At 64.3% G+C, this 20,218-nt stretch carries 19 protein-coding genes; 9 read left to right on the top strand and 10 right to left on the bottom strand.

What is annotated here, in order from left to right; all coding sequences use genetic code 11:
* Positions 1-78 precede the first annotated feature (78 nt).
* Positions 79-1,800 (top strand): extracellular solute-binding protein, encoded by a 1,722-nt coding sequence (locus tag ACOEQ1_RS16655; RefSeq protein WP_419760344.1) that lies wholly within the window; start codon positions 79-81, stop codon positions 1,798-1,800.
* Between the two features lie 89 nt (positions 1,801-1,889).
* Here the strand turns inward: ACOEQ1_RS16655 and ACOEQ1_RS16650 are convergent, their stop codons facing one another.
* The 8 genes from ACOEQ1_RS16650 to ACOEQ1_RS16615 all read right to left on the bottom strand — a co-directional run bounded on the left by ACOEQ1_RS16650 (position 1,890) and on the right by ACOEQ1_RS16615 (position 10,447).
* Positions 1,890-2,951, bottom strand: coding sequence for an SDR family oxidoreductase (locus ACOEQ1_RS16650; protein WP_419760343.1), 1,062 nt, complete (start codon positions 2,949-2,951; stop codon positions 1,890-1,892).
* 25 nt (positions 2,952-2,976) lie between these two features.
* Positions 2,977-3,762 (bottom strand): SDR family NAD(P)-dependent oxidoreductase, encoded by a 786-nt coding sequence (locus tag ACOEQ1_RS16645; RefSeq protein ID WP_419760342.1) that lies wholly within the window; start codon positions 3,760-3,762, stop codon positions 2,977-2,979.
* A 28-nt stretch (positions 3,763-3,790) separates the two neighbouring features.
* On the bottom strand, positions 3,791-4,774 hold the full coding sequence (locus tag ACOEQ1_RS16640; protein WP_419760341.1) for a zinc-dependent alcohol dehydrogenase: 984 nt from the start codon (positions 4,772-4,774) through the stop codon (positions 3,791-3,793).
* Positions 4,771-5,793: a Gfo/Idh/MocA family protein gene (locus ACOEQ1_RS16635; protein WP_419760340.1), complete on the bottom strand. Its 1,023-nt coding sequence runs from the start codon at positions 5,791-5,793 to the stop codon at positions 4,771-4,773. Before ACOEQ1_RS16635 ends, ACOEQ1_RS16640 begins: the two co-directional genes overlap by 4 nt.
* Before the next feature lie 51 nt (positions 5,794-5,844).
* Positions 5,845-7,527 carry an extracellular solute-binding protein gene (locus ACOEQ1_RS16630; protein WP_419760339.1) on the bottom strand — a complete coding sequence of 561 codons (1,683 nt, stop codon included), beginning with the start codon at positions 7,525-7,527 and terminating at the stop codon, positions 5,845-5,847.
* A gap of 18 nt (positions 7,528-7,545) precedes the next feature.
* Positions 7,546-8,451, bottom strand: a complete 906-nt coding sequence (locus ACOEQ1_RS16625) for an NAD(P)-dependent oxidoreductase (protein WP_419760338.1) — start codon at positions 8,449-8,451, stop codon at positions 7,546-7,548.
* On the bottom strand, positions 8,448-9,296 hold the full coding sequence (locus tag ACOEQ1_RS16620) for an intradiol ring-cleavage dioxygenase (RefSeq protein WP_419760337.1): 849 nt from the start codon (positions 9,294-9,296) through the stop codon (positions 8,448-8,450). Before ACOEQ1_RS16620 ends, ACOEQ1_RS16625 begins: the two co-directional genes overlap by 4 nt.
* Positions 9,297-9,373: 77 nt before the next feature.
* The gene (locus ACOEQ1_RS16615; RefSeq protein WP_419760336.1) at positions 9,374-10,447 is read right to left on the bottom strand and encodes a maleylacetate reductase; all 1,074 of its coding nucleotides are present in this window, start codon (positions 10,445-10,447) and stop codon (positions 9,374-9,376) included.
* Positions 10,448-10,688: 241 nt separating this feature from the next.
* Between ACOEQ1_RS16615 and ACOEQ1_RS16610 the strand changes: the two genes are divergently transcribed.
* From ACOEQ1_RS16610 to ACOEQ1_RS16575, 8 genes are read left to right on the top strand one after another with little or no spacing between them, the layout of a single operon-like run.
* Entirely contained in the window at positions 10,689-11,882 is a 1,194-nt protein-coding gene (locus ACOEQ1_RS16610) for an ABC transporter substrate-binding protein (protein ID WP_419760335.1), read from the top strand.
* A gap of 14 nt (positions 11,883-11,896) precedes the next feature.
* Positions 11,897-13,390, top strand: coding sequence for a sugar ABC transporter ATP-binding protein (locus tag ACOEQ1_RS16605; protein ID WP_419760334.1), 1,494 nt, complete (start codon positions 11,897-11,899; stop codon positions 13,388-13,390).
* Positions 13,391-13,402: 12 nt separating this feature from the next.
* On the top strand, positions 13,403-14,380 hold the full coding sequence (locus ACOEQ1_RS16600) for an ABC transporter permease (protein ID WP_419760333.1): 978 nt from the start codon (positions 13,403-13,405) through the stop codon (positions 14,378-14,380).
* Entirely contained in the window at positions 14,377-15,360 is a 984-nt protein-coding gene (locus tag ACOEQ1_RS16595) for an ABC transporter permease (RefSeq protein WP_419760332.1), read from the top strand. Before ACOEQ1_RS16600 ends, ACOEQ1_RS16595 begins: the two co-directional genes overlap by 4 nt.
* A gap of 5 nt (positions 15,361-15,365) precedes the next feature.
* On the top strand, positions 15,366-16,139 hold the full coding sequence (locus ACOEQ1_RS16590) for an SDR family NAD(P)-dependent oxidoreductase (RefSeq protein ID WP_419760331.1): 774 nt from the start codon (positions 15,366-15,368) through the stop codon (positions 16,137-16,139).
* Between the two features lie 18 nt (positions 16,140-16,157).
* On the top strand, positions 16,158-16,445 hold the full coding sequence (locus tag ACOEQ1_RS16585; RefSeq protein WP_419760330.1) for a YciI family protein: 288 nt from the start codon (positions 16,158-16,160) through the stop codon (positions 16,443-16,445).
* A gap of 22 nt (positions 16,446-16,467) precedes the next feature.
* Positions 16,468-17,238 (top strand): SDR family NAD(P)-dependent oxidoreductase, encoded by a 771-nt coding sequence (locus ACOEQ1_RS16580; RefSeq protein WP_419760329.1) that lies wholly within the window; start codon positions 16,468-16,470, stop codon positions 17,236-17,238.
* 13 nt (positions 17,239-17,251) lie between these two features.
* Positions 17,252-18,319 carry an alcohol dehydrogenase catalytic domain-containing protein gene (locus ACOEQ1_RS16575; protein ID WP_419760328.1) on the top strand — a complete coding sequence of 356 codons (1,068 nt, stop codon included), beginning with the start codon at positions 17,252-17,254 and terminating at the stop codon, positions 18,317-18,319.
* Positions 18,320-18,334: 15 nt separating this feature from the next.
* On the opposite strand, the gene pcaF is transcribed toward ACOEQ1_RS16575, so the two are convergent.
* Together pcaF and ACOEQ1_RS16565 are read right to left on the bottom strand one after the other, a co-directional pair.
* Positions 18,335-19,540 carry a 3-oxoadipyl-CoA thiolase gene (gene pcaF, locus ACOEQ1_RS16570; RefSeq protein ID WP_419760327.1) on the bottom strand — a complete coding sequence of 402 codons (1,206 nt, stop codon included), beginning with the start codon at positions 19,538-19,540 and terminating at the stop codon, positions 18,335-18,337.
* Positions 19,533-20,213: a 3-oxoacid CoA-transferase subunit B gene (locus ACOEQ1_RS16565; RefSeq protein ID WP_419760326.1), complete on the bottom strand. Its 681-nt coding sequence runs from the start codon at positions 20,211-20,213 to the stop codon at positions 19,533-19,535. Before ACOEQ1_RS16565 ends, pcaF begins: the two co-directional genes overlap by 8 nt.
* Positions 20,214-20,218: the final 5 nt, after the last annotated feature.

Genomic DNA, 20,218 nt, shown 5'->3' with positions numbered 1-20,218 from the left:
GACATTGACTTCCATGGCGAGCCAGCCGTCTACACGTAATATTCCCAATCTGGGGATATTACGTGTAGAGGGCGGGACATGCGCGATCACGAACTGCTGCGTGTCATCGAATATCTTGAACGCTTGCGGCAGCCGTATCAGGCGCTCTTCCCGATGGCCGATCCCGACCCGGTCTGGAACATCGCCGTGCATCTCGTCCGCAGCCAACTCCGGGGCGAGGTTGTGACGATTTCGAAGCTCGCTCAGGCGGCCGGGGTGCCGGCGACGACTGCGACCCGCCGGATCGAGACGATGATCCAGCAGGACCTGATACGGCGGAAACCCCATGGGCGAACGGGAAAGACGTTCAGCCTGCATCCGGGCGACGCCTTGCTCGCGGCCTTCCTCTCCTACGCGCGACAGACGAAATCCCTGCTGGCGCAGACCGTCGGCATGCGGCCGAGCAACGAGGTCGAAGACGATTACTACTTCGGCGGGTCGCGTCTGGAGGCGCAGCTTTCTCCGCCGCCCGCGCTCCTCAGGCGGCAGCTCCAGCATGGCGGCAATCTCCGCTTCCTGGTGCATGCTGATACCTATTGTGCATCCATCCAGAACCTGTGGGCGGACTATCGCAATAACCTCGGCTCCCGCCGCGACTTCGACTTGCTGCCGCTGCCCGATCTCTACGACCGCATCATCGAGAACGCTCAACGGCGTGTCTCGGCCTACGACGTCATCATGCTCAACATCCCCTGGCTGGGCGAGGCTGTCGAGCGCGGCTGCATCCGGCGCGCGGAGAACTACATCTATCGTGCGGGCATCGATTCACTGGATTTCGATCCCAGGGTCTGGGCGACGGGGAGATGGCGCGGCCACCAGGAGGCCGTTCCGATCTTCTCGTCGATCGAGCTACTGGCGGTTCGGCGGGACCTGTTCCAGGAAAGCGGCCTGGGCCTGCCGCGCACCTTCGCCGATGTGCTGAAGGCGGGCCGGTCCTTCCACGCGCCGGAACGCGGCCGCTACGGGATCGTGTGGAACGGCCAGCGCGGGATGGCGCTCGCCTCCAGCTTCGCCTTCCTGCTGGGGTGCTGCGGCGGGGCGGTGCTGGACCTGCCGCGTGAGCGGGCGACGTGGTCTCTCGACGGCCTCGACTACGCGAACATCCGGGTAACCGTGGACAGCGACCGCGGACGACAGGCATTGGCCTATCTGCATGAGCTGGTGAAGATCTCGCCGCCCGACGTTCTCGACATGAACTGGGACACGGCCCTGGACGTGTTCATGGCGGGGGGCGCCGCCATGATCTACTGCTGGTCGATGCGTGCGGCGCGGCTCGAATCCGATCTTCGGTCGAGGGTGAAGCGGCGCGTGCAATACCTGCCCCAGCCTGCCGGACCCGGGGGCGACAACGTCTCACCCCTGGGCGGCTTCCTGCTCGCGGTGCCGGCTAACCTCGATGAAGATCGCGTGCAACTTGCCTTCGAGGCCATTCGCTGGATGACCTCGCCCGAGGCGATTCAGATGCACATCAAGACCGGCTTCCCGGTGCTGCCGCGCTTCAGCATGAGCGCCGATCCGGAAATCGCGGCAAGCTCGCCCATCGTGCATTTCGTCAACGATCTGGCGCGACGGAACTTGCTGCAAACGTGGCAGCGTCCACCCGTGCCGCACTATCGCCTCATCGAAACGGTGCTAGGTGAGGAAATCCATTCCGCTCTGACCAAGGCCAAGACCGATGCGGATGCTCTCGCCTCTGCACGAGAACGGATAAACATGATCCTATCAAGCCATGGCCCACAGCGCACACGAGCGGTAGAGTAGCGTTTGCGACGCTAACCCCAACGCGAAGCGCCGTCGGTTGTCGCCCAGCTAGACTGCTTGGCCAACGACTGACGGCGTGTCGGTAGAGCCTATGGAATGATTTTCCGATGCCGCAGTTCAGCGAACAGGTCGAGGAAGGAGTCCTCTGTCGACTGGTAGTCAAGGAACCCCAGACGGCGGCTCTTGGACATATCCGTCAGAACCTCAATCGGCCGGCCGAGATCTGCATCAGTGTGCCACGGAGACGCCAGCACATCTAGATCGGGCTCCGCAAGGCCATGCCGCGCGGCAATGTCTGCCCAAATCGGGCGAGCGTCGGCGAGTTGGGTTTCCAACGGCAGGCCACCAGGCGGCGGCGGCACAGGCTCGACGCCGAAATGCGCGGCAAGTCGCGCCCACATCCACTTCCAGCGGAACACGTCCCCGTTGACGACGTTGAATGCCTGGTTGCGAGCCGCAGGCGTCGTGCTTGCCCACAACAGATGCCGCGCCAACTGCCGCGCATCCGTCATGTCCGTGAGGCTGTTCCACTGGACCTCAGATCCCGGGAAGGTAAAGGGGCGCCCGGTCTCGCGGCAGATCGTCCCGTACGTCGCGAGCGTCATACCCATGTTCATGGCGTTGCCGATCGCATAGCCGATGATGGTGTGCGGCCGCTGTACCGTCCAGCCGAAGCCATGGCGCTCCGCTGCCGCGAACACCTCATCCTCCTGGGCGTAGTAGAAGTTGTCGATATCGAGCCGGCCCTGTTCCTCGCGGAACGGCGTCTCGGGCAGCTTGCCCTTGCCGTACGCCTCGAACGGGCCGAGGTAGTGCTTCAACCCGGTAACCAACGAGACGCATTCGACGCCGCCCGCCGGCCCGACCACGTCCAGCAGATTGCGCACCATTCCGGCGTTCACGCGGATGTTTTCCGCCTCGGTCGGCTGGCGCATCCAGGTCGTGATGTAAATATGGGTGGGCCGCAACTCGGCCAGCGCCGCCTTGAGGGATGCGGGGTCGAGTAAGTCTCCCACCACCGGCTTGACGCCCTCTATCTCGCCAGGGCGCCGCGCAAGTCCGAACACCTCCCAGCCCTCCGCCACCAGGCGACGCGCCAGATTGTTGCCGACGATGCCGCTGACGCCGGCGATCAACGCGGAGTTGCTCATTCGCTGTGTTCCTGGATGTTGCGTGTCAAACAAGTATCATGCCGCCGTCGCACATGATGATCTGCCCGGTCATGTAGTCTGAATCGGCCGAGGCGAGGAAGGTGCAGATACCCGCGAGGTCGGCGGGGGTCGCTGGGCGCCCCATCAGGATGCCAGCAGAGAACGAGTTGATGAACTCGCCCATTTCCTTGATTGTGCCCTTCTCGATCATGTCGCGCTCGAGCCCTTCCCAGAGAGGCGTGACGACGACGCCTGGCGCGATGCCGTTGACGGTGATCTTGTGGGGCGCAAACTCTCGCGCCGCGGCCTGCGTCAGTGAGATCACCGCGGCCTTGCTAGCGCAGTACGGAGCGAACTCCGCGTAGCCCTGGCGCCCGGCGATCGACGCCGTGTTGACGATCTTGCCGCCACGGCCATGCTCCTTCATGTGGCGGCCAGCCTCCTGCATGCCGATCATCACGCCGAGCGCGTTGACCCGCATGATACTGTTGAAATTCGCTTCGTCGACATCCAGGAACGGCACGGGCTTGTTGAAACCCGCATTGTTGAACAAGACGTCGATGCCGCCGAAGCTTGCTGACACTGCAGCCACCATGGCCCGCACCTGCGCCCGCTCGGCCACGTCGACGGCAAAGCCTATCGCCTCGTGGCCTGCGTCGCGCAACGATGCCGCCACGGCCTCCGCCTTCTCACCGTTGAGGTCGGCGACGACGAGCGTGCCGCCCTCCTGCGCCGCCCGCCGCACGATGCCCTCGCCCAAGCCCGATGCGCCGCCGGTAACAACGATGACGCGGCCCGATAACCGTCCCATGCCGCTTTCTCCTGTTCTGAAGCCCGCTTCAGCTGTTGAGCAGCGTGACCTTGATGCATTTGTCCGCCTGCGAGCCGAGCGCAAAGGCTTCCACGCTCTGCGCAAGCGGGAATTCATGTGTCCGGATCGGCGAAAGATCGAGTTGCGTGCGCTCGAGGAACCTGATCGCATCGGGCCAGACGCCGGGCGACCCGATGCAGCCCCGCACCGTCAGGTTCCGCATCTGGATATTGCCGAGATGCGAGGACACATCCCGCCCGATGTTGATCCCGACCATCGAGATCCGCCCCTCCTCGCGCACGAGATCAAAGACGATGCCGAGCGAGGCGTCGTGGCCCGAAGCCTCGACGACGAGATCGGCGCCGCGGCCGCCGGTCATCTGCATGACGGTCTCGACCGTGCCGCCGGCGCGGGGGTCGATGACCTCGGCCGCGCCCAGCTTCAGTGCGGCCTCGCGCCGGTGAAGGATCGGATCGATGACGATGACGCGCGCACCCATGCCAATGGCCGCGGCTGCGGAAACGAGCCCGATCGTGCCGCCGCCGGAGACGACGACAGTCTCGCTCGCATCGGTGCCGCCGGAGCGGCGTACGGCATAGAAGCCACAGGTGAAGGGCTCGATGAGCGAAGCGGTGCCGTCATCGATCGCATCCGGCAGCTTGTGCAGCCATTCGGGCCGCACCACGAAGAACTCGCGATCCGCGCCATCCAGCGAGAAGCCGAAATGGTGAACGCGATCCGGAAGGCGGACCACGCATTCCCCGACGACGCGCTCACCGACCGCGAAGCCCCTCACATTGCGCCCGACCTCGACGATCTCGCCGCACCACTCATGGCCCGGCGTCACCGGGTAGCTGATCGGAATGATGTAGCGCCCGCCGAGCAACTCGTAATCCGAATGGCAGATGCCGACGGTCCGTAGCCGCACCAGAACCTCGTTCTCCGTGATACGCGGCATATCGACCTCGCGCACCACCGGCTGGTCGGGCTTCTCGAAGACGAGCGCTTTCATGCCGCGTTCCTTTCCAAACCCTGCAGCGTTTCGGTGCGGCCGGACGTCGCTCCGCTCACGATCGCCTCTAGCAGGGCGATGTTGTTGACCATCTCCTCGCCCGTGATCGGGTAGGGCGTCACGCCGCGAACGGCATGAGCGAAGGCCTCAAAATTGGCGACCACAGGCTCGGCCTTGCCGACTTCCTCCACCGTGATCGGTGCCCCCTTCATGCCCTTGGTGACGACCCAACCATCCGGCGCCTCGACATGGGCGCGGTCCCGCACATCGATCCAGCCCTCCGTGCCGAAGACCGCGAAACGCGAGAAAAAGGGCGTCGCGAGCGTCGCGGAGATATAGGCGGTCCCGCCCGAAGCAAAGCGGATAAACGCGCTCATCGTGTCCCCCGAGGGCAAATCCGATGCCAGACGCTCGCAACTTACAGTAACATCCCGAGCCGGACCCATCAGCTTCACAGCCAGATCCGTAAGATGAATACCCGTCGCCGTCATGCCGCCAGCAGGCGCCTGCTCCGGCTTGAGACGCCAGTTCGCGCGATCGAGGGCGAGGAACTTATCGTGGCTGAAATTGGCCTCGATCTGCAGGAGCCGCCCGAGCCTTCCCTCGGCGGCCATGGCCAGCATCTCAGCGACCGGCGGCTCGAAACGGCGCTCATGACCCATGCCAAGAACGACACCTGCGTCGCGGCAGAGGGCGACGGATCGCTCGGCCCCGGCGCGCGTGAGCGCCAGCGGCTTTTCGCAAAACACATGCTTGCCGGCCCGCACGACCGCCGCGATCTGCTCCTCGTGCAGCGAGTGCGGCGTGACGAGCAACACCGCGTCGATCGCCGGATCCGCTAGCGCGTCGTTCAGGCTGTCGGCCACCGGGATGCCGTGCTTGGCGTGGAAGCTCGCAGCCGCCTCAGGGTTGATCTCGACTGCGCGAGCAACCTGGATCGCGGAATTGCCGTTCAGCGTGACGGCGATCTTCTGCCCCCACCAACCCAGGCCGACCAGCGCTACTTTGACCGGTTTCATCTTTTCTCCTCCTAGTCCTTGCGTCGCACCCGTAGAAGACACGCTCAATGCTCAGGCGACCCTGGCTTCCTTGCGCCGAAAGAGCGCGTCGATCCGCTGTTGCGCCGCAACTAATGCACCGCGATCGCTCGTCCGCCCCGTCAGCGCGTCATGGATCTCGTCGCCTAAGACGTTTTCCACCGCTACGTACTCAGGGATCGGCGGCCGCTGCCAGCTGTCCAGAAGATCCCGCCGCGCCACGCGCTCGACGAAATTCACGATCGGCGAACTTCGCATGACTTCAGGATCTGAGATCACGCTGAACCGCGGCCGAACGGGCAGCCCGCTTTTTAGATGATCGCGGACAGTATCGGGCGACGTGATCCAGGCAATGGCATCCACCGCAAGGCGCATCCGCTCCTCCGGAAGATTGGCTGGCACGCAGAGCACGAAGCCGCCGATGGGGGCGGTGACGCGGCCGTGGGGACCGGCCGGATGCGGCAAATACTCGACCTTGCGGCTGACCTTCGACCGCGTGTCGTATTCGAAGCGCGCGGCCCGCATGCTCCAGCAATATGTCATCGCTGCATGGCCGGTGAGGAAGGTGTCGAGGCTCGTCTCCCAATCGAACTCGGTCACCCCCGGCGGCGAAATCTCGATAAGCTGGTGCATGTAGTCGAGGACGCGCAATCCTGCCGCCATGTCGATGACAGGTCGCGTCTGGCCCTTGGCGCAAGCGGCCGAGCGGTCCAGCAGGAAGCTGCCGCAGTCGCCCAGCAGAAACAGGAAGCTCGCGGCGATCGGCATGCCGCGCGCGGCGTTCCAGGTGATGCCGTAGCGGCCATGGGCCGGTGCGTGCAGCGACCGGCCGACCGAAAGCACCTGCTCGAACGTAGTCGGGAACGGAAGCGCAGCCTCCTGTAGCAGATCGCGCCGCACGGCGAGGGTCTCAATCGTGCAGTAGATCGGCACGCCATACTGCGTGCCATGCCATTGGCCGGTCGCCCAGAAATCGGCGTGGAACTCTGTAGGGTCGAGCCCCGCCGCGCGCACCACGTCGCCTATAGGCCGGATATAGCCTTTGCTGGCGAACTCCCCCATCCAAGGGATGTTGATGGCGACGACATCGTATTGCGATACCTCGCGCGTCGCATTTTCGAGCGTCAGTTGATAAAGCTGCGGCAGCCGCGCAAGCGTGAAGTCCCGGCGCGAACCAAAGCTGGTTCGCAAATCCGCCCACATGTTCTGCATGGCGACGAAGTAGTTATCATCGGCGAGCAAAAACCGCAGGTCAAAACGTTTTGCCTGGTTTTGCCGCTGCGCGCCGGATGGCCAGGCGAGGCTCCCAGCGGCGGACGCACCGAAGTAGTAGTCGTCGCTGGCCTCGCCCGGCTCCCTGCTGCCGAGCGTCTGCGCAACGATGCGCTTGACCTCCAGCAAGTAGGCCTCGAAATCCTTCTTCAGCTCCGGACTTGGCTGCAGGGCGAAGGATTTGCCCGTGCGGCTGCGCGGAACCCGAAGAATGAGCCCCGTCGCAATGAGTTCCTCGATCTTTCGCAGCGACGTCGTGTACGGTGCGTAGCCGGCCTGCGCCAGGTTCGAGGTCGTCACAAGATCGCCCTTCGTGTGACTCGCCATGAGATGATGCAAAAGATGCCAGACGAGGTCGCTATCCGCCTCGACGAACTTCTGCGCCCAAGGCAGCCGCAACTGCTGCAGGAAGTCGAGGACGCGAAGAAACTCGAGATCCTTCATCTGGCCGATGCCATGGATCTACTCCGCTGCCGGCCGCTGCTGGAATCCAGCCATCGCCTCGTACTGCTCCAGCAGCACGAAGAAGTCCTGGTGCCCACGCCCCTGAGCGCGGGCAGCTTCGTACTGCTGGCGGATGAGGCTTACAAGAAACACAGGTACCTGCTCGTCCCGCGCTGCGTCGATCACGAGATCGAAATCCTTGATCATCTGCTCCACGGTGAAGGCCGGCGAGAAATCGCGCTTTGACAGCATCTGCCGCTTATAGGCGATCAACGGCGATGCCACCGCGCTTTCGCAAATTACCTCGAGCATCTGATCGATCGAGAGGTTGCCCTTCTGCCCGAACGTCAGCGCCTCCGCGAGCAGGGCCGAAGTCGCGCCGACCAGCATGTTGATGGCAAGCTTGAGATATCGAGCCTCCTCGCCGGATCCAACGTAGAACTGACGGGCCGAGAAGGCGCTCAGCAGCGGCTCGACTTCGCGGTATGCGGTCTCGTCACCGGATGCGAGGACGGTCAGCTTGCCAGTCTCGGCGGTCGACGTGCTGCCGGAGACCGGGGCGCGCAGATAGAGCACACCGGCGGTCGCGAGCGCAGCGGCAACCTCGGCCGAGGCGCGCGGGGAGACGGTGCTCGTATCGACCAGGATCGAGCCCGGTTTCATGCAGGCCGCCAGCCCGGAGGACCCCATGACCAGCGACAACAGAACGGCGTCGTTCGGGATCGATGAAAAGACGATGGGCGCCGCCGCCGCCACAGCCCGCGCATCCGACTCAACCTTGGCTCCCGCCGCGGCCGCGAACGACTGGGCCTCGCTTGCGGGATCGTAAACATGCAAGGCATGACCGGCGGCCGCGATGTGGCTGCTCATCGGCAAGCCCATCTTGCCGAGGCCAATCCAGCCGGCGGTCATGAAATTCCTCATGCGTGGGCTCCTGCCTTCTGCTCACTCGCGGGCGCGCCAGCGACATGAGCCAAAGCCTCGGGTTGAAGACGAAAGTCCACATGCAGCGCCTTGCAACCTTGGGGCAGAGCGTGCTCGGCCTGTTGCTCGGAGGTCGCCGCCATGAGCGGCTTAATCAGCGCGTCCTTCACGCCGAAGACGGCATCGCTGTCGAGATATGTGTCGCCATCGATGAAAATATGCGTGGTCAGCGTGTCGTATCCGATGGCGCGAAGAATGAAGTGGATATGGGCTGGACGCATGGGATGGCGATTTAACGCCTTCAGCATGTCGCCAACCGGCCCGTCGCTCGGAATGGGGTAGGAGGCCGGCACGATGCTACGGAACCAGAAGCGACCGTCGGCGCCCGTGCGAAAGACGCCGCGCAGGTTCATGTCCGGCTGCGTGTCGTCCTGGGTATCGTAGAAGCCATCCTCGGAAGTCTGCCATACGTCCAGCACCGCCCCCTCCAGTGGGCGCCCCGTTTCATCGGATAGCGTGCCGCTGACAAACAACGGCTCACCGCGGCCATGCAGGGCGATATTCTCCCCCATGCTCAGGGCCGGCGCGCCGTTCACGTAGAACGGTCCAAGCACGGTTGAGGGCGTCACGTCGTCGATCTTGCGGTTGTTGATCGCGTCGACGAGCATGGATATGCCAAGCGTATCGGACAGCAGGATGAACTCCTGCCGGCGGTCGCTGCAGATCTGTCCGGTCCGGGTAAGAAACTGAATGGCCTGCAGCCATTCCTCCGGCGTCAGGCGCAGTTCCCGCACCACCGCGTGCAGATGGGGTATGAGCACCGCCATGATCTCGCGCAGCCGCACGTCGGAGCAGCCCTCGTTGCGCTGAAGCACAGCCTCGGTCGCGTTGGTTTCCGTGAAGTTGCGGGTAATCGGAGCCATCACAGGGCCTCCATCTCTGGGCGGCGGCCGATGTATGCATTCTGCAGCAAGCGACGCAGCGCCTCCGCCTCCAGCGGCCGCGGATTGGGGTAGGGCCGCGCAGCGGCCAGAGTGACCGCACGCTCCAGGTCCGCCTCCTTCATTCCGATCGCGCTGAGAGAAAGCGGCGCATTCAGCCGCACTGCAAGATCGTATAGGCCGGTGGCGGCGTCTTCGGCGCCGAGTGCGCGGGCGACGCGCGCCATAGCTTCCGGCGCACCCGGCGCATTGTAGGCGACGGCATGCGGTAGAATGACAGTGTGCGTCGGCGCGTGTGGAAGGTCGAAACTGCCGCCGAGCACATGGCAAAGCTTGTGGTGCAGAGCCATACCGACAGAACCGAGCGCCACGCCACAAAGCCAGGCGCCGTACAGCGCCTCTCCCCGCGCCTCGCGATCCTGCGGATCGGCGACGATGACAGGTAAGGCGCGCGCAAGCGCTCCGATGGCCGCTTCCGCCATCAGCGAGATGATCGGGTTGCGCTCCTCAGCGTAAAGCGCCTCGACCGCGTGCGCGATGGCGTTCATTCCGCTGGTCGCGCTGATCGACGGCGGGAGGGTGAGCGTGAGCGATATATCGTAGATCGTTGTCTCGGGGAGCACCTTCCGGGTGCGCTGGGTGATCTTCTCACCATCTTTCGTTTCGCCGAGGATCGGTGTCATCTCCGAGCCGGCGTAGGTCGTGGGGATGGCAACCTGCGGCAAATCGGTGCGCAACGCGATGGCCTTGCCGAGCCCGGTCGTCGAGCCTCCTCCGACGGAGACGACGCCGTCCACATCGTGCTCCCGCACCACCGCAAGCGCGGCCTCAGTCACGGTCACGGGCGTGTGCATCGTCGCCTGATCGAATATACCGGCCGCGCGCGCGCCGAGACGCTCGCTCACCATGGCCGCCTGGTCACGTTGCTCAGGCGTGCAAAGAACAAGCACGCGCCGGCATCCAAGCCGTTCCACTTCGATGGGAAGCTCGCTCAGCGTGCCATCGCCGAAGACAACGCGCATCGGCAAACCATCAAAAACAAAATGCTCGAGCACTCATCCTCCTCGACCCGCATATTATTTTGCAGTGCACAATACTGCTGCAGCGCGTCTTTGTTGGCGACAAGATAAGTCCGCGGCACCCTCGCGGCGAGATACAAAATGTTCATTCTGGACAATTTGAGACTGGCCAAAGCACCGGCGCGTTGTAGGCTGCCGATTGACCAGAGCGGTGCGGGGCATTCAGCGCCGGTAAAAATAAGTTTCGGCCACAAAGGCCGGCAAAAGGGGAGCACTAATGAAGAACCGCATTCAATCACCCGCTCTTGGGCGCCGCATGACAATGGCCGGAGCCGTTGCGCTTGGTGGCGCCGCGCTGCTCGATGCGGGAGTTTCCAAGGCCCGGGCCGCCACGACCCCAACGCTCCCCGGCTACCAGGGCGCACCGCGGACCGAGCTGTTCAATCCGGCCCTCACGACACGCATCGTAACGACCACGCAGTACAAGAAGGCGCCACCATACATCATCGGCTTTTCCAACGCGGGCCTCGGCGACAGCTGGAGGGTCGTCGCGCTCGATGAACTCAAGCAGGGCGCGCAGGATCATAAGGACGTCATCAAGCGCCTCATCATCACCGATGCGCAACATGATGACGCAAAGCAGGTCGCCGACGTTCAGGACCTCGCATCCCAGGGTGTCGACCTGCTGATCGTGAGCGCCAACACCGAGAAGGCGCTTGATCCCGTCGTCTCCCGCGTCATGCGCCAGGGCACGCCGGTACTGATGCTGGATCGCCGCATCACTTCCGACCACTTCGTGACGTTCGTCAACGCATCAGACCCAATGATGGGCCGTCTCTGGGCGCAGTGGATTGTGGAGAAGCTGAACGGCAAGGGCAATATCGTTCTGCTCGGCGGTCAGGCAGGTTCCAGCCCGAGCGAGAACCGCATGGGTCCGGCGAAGGAGATTTTCGCCCAATATCCCAACATCAACATCCTTGACACGGTGTATTCCGACTGGAGTCCGGTCAAAGGCAAGCAGGTGATGCAGGCCGTGATCGCCAAATACGGCCGCAAGATCGATGCGGTCTGGTCGGCGCATGGCCTCCAGGTGCCTGGCTCGATCGAAGCTTTCGTGGAAGCGGGCTTCAAGACCGGCGAGATCCCGATGCACACGACGGCCGATGTCAATGGGCCGCTCGTGCTGGCTCTGAAATACAAAATCCCGATGCTGGAGATCAGCGATCCGCCGGCGCAGTACCGCACCGCCATCCAGATCGCGCTCAACATCCTCAATGGCGCCGCCGTTCCGTTCAACTCGACGGTCAATTCGCAGATCGCCGTGACGGAGGGGGATGAGACGGCCTCGATTAAGGGCGACGTGCCTTTCGCTTCGCTGGCGCTGCCGAACAAGCCCTCCAACTATCTGATCAGCAACGACCTCGGGCCGGATTACGATCCTACTACGGCGCATATCCAGTATCCGAGCTGAAGGCGGCGGCCGGCATGCTCGCGGTAACCGGCATCCAGAAATCGTTTCCCGGCGTGCAGGCGCTCGCCGGGGTCGATCTCGAGGTGCGCGCAGGTGAGATCCACGCGCTCGTTGGCGAGAACGGTGCGGGCAAATCAACGCTGACCAAGATCATTGCCGGTGTCCAGGCAGCCGATAGCGGCGAGATCAGCCTTGATGGCCGCCCGGTGCATTGGCAAGGACCAGCGCAGGCCAAAGCCGCTGGTATCCACGTCATCTACCAGGAATTCGTGCTGTTTCCGCATATGTCGGTTGCGGAGAACGTCTTTCTCGGTCGTATGCCGCGCAACCGGTTCGGCATGATCGATCATCGCCTTGCCGAACAGCGCGCAGCCGAGATTCTCACGCGCCTCGGCGTGACGCTGGACGTGCGCCAGCCTGTCGGCGGGCTGACAGTCGCTGATCAGCAGATGGTCGAGATTGCGAAGGCGATGATTGAAACTCCAAAGGTGCTCATCCTCGATGAGCCGACGGCGGTCATTGCCGGCCGCGAGGTGGAACTGCTGTTCGAGCGACTGCGGAAGCTTCGCGATGATGGCGTCGCGATCGTGTACATCTCCCATCGTCTCGAAGAAATCTTCAACCTTTGCGACCGTCTCACCGTCATCAAGGATGGCCGCTGGATTGCTACGCGGTCCGTCGGCAGCGTCACGCGCGATGAACTGATTACGCTGATGGTGGGCCGTGATCTCAGCCACCTCTTCCCGCCGCATGAGCGGCCGCCGGAGGCGTCGGAAGTCGTCCTAACGGCCAAGGACATCCGCATGGGCGCCCGCGTGCGCGGATGCAGCATCGAGCTGCGGTCGGGCATCATCACAGGCCTCGCCGGCATGGTGGGCTCGGGGCGCTCGGAGCTCGCCATGGCAATCTTCGGTGGTCTGCCGATGGAAGCGGGCTCCGTCACCATCGCCGGTCAAACCTTTCGCTCCATGAGCCCGGAGCGCGCCATCGGCCTCGGCATCGGCTTCGTGACAGAAGACCGCAAGGGCCAGGGGCTCGCGATGCTGCAGACCGTCGGCGCGAACATCACGGCGGCGAGCCTCGGCACCGTCAGCAACGGCCCCTTCTTAGACAATGAGCGCGAGCGGCAGCTCGCGGAGCGCGACATCGGCTCCTACCAGATCGCCTGCCGTGGCCCGGCAACCCCGGTTGCGACTATGTCGGGCGGCAACCAGCAGAAGGTCCTCATCGCCCGCTGGGCCCGCGCCTGCCGTCGCGTGCTCATCCTCGACGAGCCGACCCGCGGCGTGGACGTGGGCGCACGCACCGAAATCTACCGGATCATGCGCGGCCTTGCGCTGGAGGGCGTCGCGATCCTCATGATCAGTTCCGAGCTGCCGGAAGTCGTCGGCATGTCGGACCGGGTATACGTCATGCGCGAGGGAGCCATCACCGGCCTGCTTGAAACGAGCATGATCACCGAGGAAGCTGTCATGGACCTCGCAACGCATGACCGCCAGGCCGCCTGAGGAACCCGAGCCATGAGCGCCACCGCCCTGCCGGACACCAAATCGCAGACGCGCCGCAGGGTGCCCGAGCAGGTCATCCGCCTTGGCATCGTTATCATCCTTATCCTGGCCATCGGCATCCTGGGATGCACCGTTACCAACCGCTTCGGCACGACCCGGAACATTCTCAACATCTATGAGCAGTCGACCGACCTAGCGCTGGTTTCGCTCGGGCAGACGCTCGCCGTGCTGACCGGTGGCATCGATCTTTCCGTAGGTTCGATGATCAGCCTGCTATCCGTGCTGACCTCGGGGTTGATCAACAGCAACGGCGACCTGGTCATTCCCGTTTGCGCCGGCGTCATTCTGCTCGGCCTCGTCATCGGCATCATCAACGGTCTCGGCATCGTCGTGTTGCGCGTGCATCCCCTCATCGTGACGCTCGGGATGGGCGCCATCCTTCAGGGCGCGGCGTTGCTCTACACGCTGGCACCAGTGGGCGGCGTGCCGGACGGCTTCGACTACCTCGCCTACGGCCGCCTCTTCGACATTTCCGTGGGCGCCACGATCTGCGTAGCCATCTATCTGCTGGCAAGCCTGCTGCTACGCCGAACCACTACCGGCCGGTACATCTACGCCATTGGCGACGACCGCCCCGCTGCCGTGCTGCTCGGCCTGCCGGTGCGCCGTACCATCGTGTTGGTCTACGCCCTGTCAGGCTTCTTCGCGGCTGTCACGGCGATCTACCTGGTTGCGCGCTTCGGCACCGGCCAGCCCTATGCCGGCGCCAACTACACCCTCGCCTCCGTGACGCCCGTCGTCGTGGGCGGCACCATGCTGAGCGGCGGTCGCGGCGGCGTGATCGGCACGCTGCTCGGCGCCTATCTCATCGCGCTGCTCAACAACTTCCTGAACTTCCTGCACGTCTCCTCCGAGGTCCAGCTCGTGGTCCAAGGGCTGATCATCATGCTCGCCGTCTCCGTCTATCGCGAGCGCCGGAGGCTCGCATGAACGTCGACAGCATCCCCGGCAGGGTCGACACGACCGCCAAGGGGCGCCAATCCAACATCGGCCGTATCGCGAAGTTCACGAGCCAATATGGCATCTTCGTCTTCCTGCTTGTGCTCATCATCGTCTCCGGCGCCATCGCGCCGTCCTTCCTGAGCGGCCAGAACCTCTCGAACCTGGTGCTCGAGACGGTGCCGCTGGCCATCGTCACCATCGGCCAGGCGCTCGTCATCATGACCGGCGGCCTCGATCTCTCCGTGGCCTCCATCATGGCGACGGCCGCCGTTGTCGGCACAAGTTTCTCCGGGCTGCCCATCGACGTGGCGGCGATCATTGCCGTCGCCATCGTCATCGGCGCAGTCACCGGTCTGGTGAACGGCCTGCTGGTCACGAAGCGTCAGGTCTCGCCGTTCCTCGCGACACTCGCGAGCATGACCGTGCTGCAAGGTCTCCGCTTCGCCTACACCAAGGGCGCGCCGTCAGGCGGGATGCCGCATCTGTTGCGCGTCGTCGGGTCATCCACCTGGCACGGCATTCCAGTCAATCTCGCCGTGCTCATTGTTTTCGCCGTCATCGTCGGCATCGTCGTGCACCGCACGGTCTTGGGCCGGCGCTTCATGATCGTCGGCGGCAACCGCGTGACGGCCCAGCTGCTCGGCTATCGCGTCGACGCCATCGTCATCGGCGCCTACGTCGCGTCAGGCGTGCTCGCCGCCATCGCCGGCATCGTGCTCGGCGGCTATGCCGAGATCGTCGACAATCAGGTTGGCCAAGGGTTCGAACTGGACAGCATCGTCGCGGCGGTCATCGGCGGCGCCGCGCTCTCCGGCGGGCGCGGGACAATCCCGGGCGCCCTGGCGGGTGCGGCCGTGCTGATGCTCGCCTCCAACGTCGTCGTGCTCATCGGGTTGCCGATCCAGGCCCAGATCGTGCTGAAGGGCGTGGTCATCGTTCTGGCCGCCGCCTGCTACGTGCAAAGGTAGTTGCCATGAACGGGCTCAGCCTCTACGGCCTTGAAGGTAAGGTAGCGGTGGTCACCGGCGCGCAGCGCGGCATTGGCGCCACCATCGCTGAGCACTTCCTGGCGCTCGGCGCGACGGTCGTGTTGGCCGATCGGACGGAGGCCGTGGCCGAAACCGCGGCGCAGCTCGATCCCGACGGCAAACGCACATCTTGGCTGACGCTCGACGTGACCGAATCCGCGTCTCTGGACGAGGCGGCCCGGACGGTCGTGCAGCGCCATGGCGCCGTCGACATTCTCGCGGCCAATGCGGGCACGGCCTACGAATGCCCGGCGATCGATCATGACGACGCGATCTGGCGCCGCGCGCTCGCGGTCAACCTCGACGGCAGTTTCTACAGTGCCCGGGCCTTCGCGCGGCCGATGCTGGAGCGCGGGCGCGGCGCGATCGTGCTCACCTCGTCGATCGCGGGCGTCAAGGTCGTGCGGCCGGAGCAGCATGTCGGGTATGACGTGGCCAAGGCCGGAGTGGCGCATATGGCGCGTGTGCTTGGCATCGAGTGGGGGCGGCAGGGCGTTCGTGTGAATGCCGTGGGTCCCGGATATACCGATACGGACATGCTCGCGGAGGTCGGCCGCACCCGACCTGACGTCATGAAGCTCTGGCTTGAGGACATGCCCAACGGGCGGTTGCTGCGAAAGCAGGAAATCGCATCGGCGGTGGCGTTTCTGAGTTCCGACGCGGCCTCCGGCATAAACGGCCATCTGCTGATGGTCGATGCCGGCTATTCCGTCACCTGAGACACAGGAGATCGTTCCATGCATTTCATCATCCATGCCCTGGACAAGGCCAACGGCCTACAGAACCGCCTCGCCAATTACGAAGCCCACAAGGCGTATCTTGGTAAGGCGCCGGTGAGCATCGTCGTTTCCGGCCCGCTTGTCGCTCAGGATAACGAGACGATGATCGGCAGTTTCTTTCTCGTCGAGGCGGAGACGCAGGCCGAGGTGCAGGCCTTTCACGATGCCGATCCGTTCAAGAAGGCCGGCATCTGGGAGACGGTGTCGATCCACCCGTTCCTCAAGCGGATGGATAACCGCAGCTAAGACAACACCAACTGGGGAGGCCATGATGGGTCGTCTGGACAACAAGATTGCCATCATCACCGGCGGTGGCACCGGCATTGGCGAGGCCACGTGCCGGCGCTTCGTCGAGGAAGGCGCGCGTGTCGCTATCTTCGAGATCAGCGCCGAAAACGGGCAGTCGACAGCCAACGCGCTGCGCCAGGACGGCTTCGAGGCCGAGGCCTTCCAGGTGGATGTGCGCGACGAGCAGAGCGTGGCGGCCGCCGTACAGCAGGTGATCGATCGCTGGGGGCGGATCGACATCCTCGTCAACAACGCGGCCATTCCCGGCGCCAACAAGTTCACCCACGAGCTGAGCCTGGAGGAGTTCGAGGCGGTCTTCGCGGTCAATGTGCGCGGCGTCTTTCTAAGCTCCAAGCATGTGCTGCGGCACATGGTCGAGGCGAAAAGCGGCGCCATCGTCAACTTCTCCTCGATCTACGGGCTGATCGGCAACGACGATCTGCCGCCCTACCACGCGACCAAAGGCGCGGTCCTGCTCATGACTAAGACCGACGCCATGTGCTACGCGCGCTACGGCATCCGGGTGAATTGCGTGCATCCCGGATCGACCAAAACGCCGCTGTTCATGAAGGCTGGCGAAACCTATCCGGGTGGGCTCGAGCATTACCTCGACATGATGAAGTCGAAGCATCCGCTGACGCTCGGCGAGCCGGTGGACGTAGCAAATTGCGTGCTGTTCCTGGCATCCGATGAGGCGCGCTTCGTCACCGGTGCGAGCCTCGCCTGCGACGGCGGCTATACCGCCCAATGAAGGAGTTCTGACCATGCGCGCTGTCCGCTTCTACACCAAGCGCGACATCCGGGTTGAGGATGTGCCGGAACCGTCCGGGGCGCTCGGGCCCAATCAGGTGCTGGTGGCTCCTGCCATGTGCGGGATCTGCGGCACTGATCTGCACGAATTCATCGCGGGTCCCATCGTCACGCCCAAGGAGCCGAACGCGCTGACGGGTGCGACCCTGCCGCAGATCCTTGGCCACGAATTTTCTGCGCGCGTGGTGGAGACCGGAGACGCCGTCCAGCATTTGAAGGTTGGCGATCTCGTCTCGATCCAGCCGCTGATGGCGCCAGCCGACGACTACTACGTGCGCCGCGGCTTGCTCCATCTCAGCGAGAAGCTCGGCGTCATCGGCTTGTCGCATCCCTGGGGTGGCATGGGCGAGCGGGCGGTGCTCGACGCCGGCAACGTCATTCCCGTGCCGAAGAGCCTCACCGAAGCGCAGGCGGCGCTCATCGAGCCGGCGGCTGTCGCCGTCTATGCCGTGGATCGTGGCCGCGTCCAGGCAGGCTCGTCGGTCCTGGTCTCGGGTGCGGGCCCTATCGGCGCGCTCACGTTGCTGGCGGCACGCGCTGCCGGCGCCAGCACACTGTTCGTCTCGGAGACCAATCCGAACCGTCTGCGGAAGGCACAGGAGATCGTGCCGGGCGTCATTCCCATCGACCCGCGCACGGACGACCTCGTGCAGATCATTCGCGACAACACCGAAAGTGGCGTCGGCGTCGACACGGCACTCGAATGTGTTGGCCATGAGGGATCGCTCAACGCCTGCGTGAAGGCAGTTCGCCGCCAGGGCGTCGTCGTCCAGGCTGGCTTGCATGTGCGGGCGGCGTCGGTCGAGCCCATGCTTTGGGCGCTCAAGGACATCAGTATCGAGGCGACCTGGTGCTACCCGGTCCAGATCTGGCCGCGCATCGCGAGCATGATCGCCGCGGGCATCTTCCCCGTGGAGCGCGTGATCACCGCCACGATCGACGCCGCCGATGTCGTGCGCGACGGCTTCGAGGCCCTGCTCAACCCATCGGGCGAGCATCTGAAGATCATGGTATCAACCTGAGTCCTGACGAGCGGGTTAGACCCGCTCGATCAGCATGGCGATTCCCTGCCCGACGCCGATGCACATCGTCACCACCGCGCGTCGCAGGTTGTGCGTTTCCAGTCCGTTCACCGCTGTCATCGCGAGGCGCGCGCCCGACATTCCCAGCGGATGGCCGAGGGCGATGGCGCCGCCGCAAGGGTTAACATGCGGCGCGTCATCGGGCACGCCGAGACGACGCAGGACGGCCAGCGCCTGGCTCGCAAATGCTTCGTTGAGTTCAATGAGGTCGACCGTCGCCAGTGAAATCCCCGTCTGGGCCAGCAGTTTCTCGGTCGCCGGCGCGGGCCCGATGCCCATGACGGAGGGCTCGACGCCCGCCGTCGCCATGGCGACGATCCGCGCGCGGGGCGTCAGTCCGTGCCGCCGCGCTCCCGCTTCGCTCGCCAAAATGAGCCCGGCCGCGCCGTCATTGACCCCTGAGGCGTTGCCGGCCGTGACCGAACCCCCTTCCCGGCGGAACGGCGTCTTTAGCTTCGCCAGACCTTCGAGCGTCGTTTCCGGCCGGGGATGCTCGTCCAGAGCGACGACGACTTCGCCTTTCCGGCCCTTAATCGTGATGGGCGTGATCTCGCGGGTGAAATAGCCTTCGTCTTGCGCGACCTTTGCCCTCTGCTGAGACCGGTAGGCGAAGGCGTCCTGATCGGCGCGCGAAACCGCGAACCGTTCCGCCACGTTCTCACCCGTCTCCGGCATGGTGTCGACGCCATAGAGCGCCTTGAGCGAAGGGTTGACGAAACGCCAGCCAATCGTGGTGTCCTGCAACTCCGCCTGACGGGCAAAGGCTTCGGTCGCTTTGCCCATGACGAAGGGCGCGCGCGTCATGCTTTCGACACCCCCTGCCAGCACCAGCTCACCTTCGCCTGCACGGATCATGCGCGCCGCCGTGCCGACGGCATCAAGACCTGATCCGCAGAGGCGATTGATCGTGCCGCCCGGTGTCCCGACCGGATAGCCGGCCAGCAGCACCGCCATGCGGGCCACGTCCCGATTGTCCTCACCGGCCTGATTGGCGCAGCCCAGGTAGCAGTCGTCGACAGCTTCCCAATCCACGCCCTTATTTCGCTCGCGCAGAACGCGCAGAGGATACGCGGCCAGATCGTCGGCGCGCACATCTTTCAGGGCACCGCCATACCGTCCGATCGGGGTGCGCGTGAAATCGCAGATGAAGGCCTCAGGCATCCAGCGTCTCCATCGTTCCCAGCGTCTCCACCAACCGGAGGGGCGCGCCTGTGCGGGACTGAAGCTCGTCCAGGGTCAAGCCTGGCACGACCTCGCGCACGACAAAACCGGCAGAAGTCACGTCGATGACGGCCAGGTTCGTGTAGATACGGCTGACCGCGCCCAGCGCTGTCAGCGGATAGGAGCACCGCTGCACGAGTTTTGGCTTGCCTTCTTTCGTCGTATGCTCCGTCACAACCCAAATCCGCTTGGCTCCCACGGCCAGATCCATGGCGCCGCCAACAGCGGGAGCCGCATCCGCGGCCGATGTGGCCCAATTCGCGAGATCACCATTCTCCGCGACCTCGAAGGCCCCGAGCACGCAAAGGTCGATGTGTCCCCCTCGGATCATCGCGAAGCTGTCGGCATGGTGGAAGAAGGAGCCGCCCTTCAGCAGCGTGACGTGTTGTTTTCCAGCATTGATCATCCAAGGGTCGATCCGGTCCGCTGCCGGCGCCGGCCCCATGCCGAGGATACCATTCTCGGAATGGAGGAACACTTCGCGCCCGACCGGGATGTGGTCGGCCGCCATTGTCGGAATGCCAATCCCGAGATTGACGTACCAACCTTCCGGAATGTCTTGCGCCAAGCGGCGCGCCATTTCGGTCCGGGTAAGAGGAACAAAGTCTGCCATCGTTT

Origin of the sequence: Acidisoma sp. (assembly GCF_965199065.1) — a bacterium.
Taxonomy (GTDB): Bacteria; Pseudomonadota; Alphaproteobacteria; order Acetobacterales; family Acetobacteraceae; genus Acidisoma.
This window is presented reverse-complemented; position numbering and strand designations above follow the sequence as displayed.

What these genes read in the sequence shown, in the direction of transcription:
- ACOEQ1_RS16630 (WP_419760339.1), bottom strand. Translation starts at nt 7,527, where the DNA reads ATGAAGGATCTCGAGTTTCTTCGCGTCCTCGACTTCCTGCAGCAGTTG.
- ACOEQ1_RS16565 (WP_419760326.1), bottom strand. Translation starts at nt 20,213, where the DNA reads ATGGCAGACTTTGTTCCTCTTACCCGGACCGAAATGGCGCGCCGCTTG.
- ACOEQ1_RS16635 (WP_419760340.1), bottom strand. Translation starts at nt 5,793, where the DNA reads ATGAAACCGGTCAAAGTAGCGCTGGTCGGCCTGGGTTGGTGGGGGCAG.
- ACOEQ1_RS16610 (WP_419760335.1), top strand. Translation starts at nt 10,689, where the DNA reads ATGAAGAACCGCATTCAATCACCCGCTCTTGGGCGCCGCATGACAATG.
- ACOEQ1_RS16595 (WP_419760332.1), top strand. Translation starts at nt 14,377, where the DNA reads ATGAACGTCGACAGCATCCCCGGCAGGGTCGACACGACCGCCAAGGGG.
- pcaF (WP_419760327.1), bottom strand. Translation starts at nt 19,540, where the DNA reads ATGCCTGAGGCCTTCATCTGCGATTTCACGCGCACCCCGATCGGACGG.
- ACOEQ1_RS16590 (WP_419760331.1), top strand. Translation starts at nt 15,366, where the DNA reads ATGAACGGGCTCAGCCTCTACGGCCTTGAAGGTAAGGTAGCGGTGGTC.
- ACOEQ1_RS16625 (WP_419760338.1), bottom strand. Translation starts at nt 8,451, where the DNA reads ATGAGGAATTTCATGACCGCCGGCTGGATTGGCCTCGGCAAGATGGGC.
- ACOEQ1_RS16600 (WP_419760333.1), top strand. Translation starts at nt 13,403, where the DNA reads ATGAGCGCCACCGCCCTGCCGGACACCAAATCGCAGACGCGCCGCAGG.
- ACOEQ1_RS16575 (WP_419760328.1), top strand. Translation starts at nt 17,252, where the DNA reads ATGCGCGCTGTCCGCTTCTACACCAAGCGCGACATCCGGGTTGAGGAT.
- ACOEQ1_RS16650 (WP_419760343.1), bottom strand. Translation starts at nt 2,951, where the DNA reads ATGAGCAACTCCGCGTTGATCGCCGGCGTCAGCGGCATCGTCGGCAAC.
- ACOEQ1_RS16655 (WP_419760344.1), top strand. Translation starts at nt 79, where the DNA reads ATGCGCGATCACGAACTGCTGCGTGTCATCGAATATCTTGAACGCTTG.
- ACOEQ1_RS16645 (WP_419760342.1), bottom strand. Translation starts at nt 3,762, where the DNA reads ATGGGACGGTTATCGGGCCGCGTCATCGTTGTTACCGGCGGCGCATCG.
- ACOEQ1_RS16605 (WP_419760334.1), top strand. Translation starts at nt 11,897, where the DNA reads ATGCTCGCGGTAACCGGCATCCAGAAATCGTTTCCCGGCGTGCAGGCG.
- ACOEQ1_RS16580 (WP_419760329.1), top strand. Translation starts at nt 16,468, where the DNA reads ATGATGGGTCGTCTGGACAACAAGATTGCCATCATCACCGGCGGTGGC.
- ACOEQ1_RS16640 (WP_419760341.1), bottom strand. Translation starts at nt 4,774, where the DNA reads ATGAAAGCGCTCGTCTTCGAGAAGCCCGACCAGCCGGTGGTGCGCGAG.
- ACOEQ1_RS16585 (WP_419760330.1), top strand. Translation starts at nt 16,158, where the DNA reads ATGCATTTCATCATCCATGCCCTGGACAAGGCCAACGGCCTACAGAAC.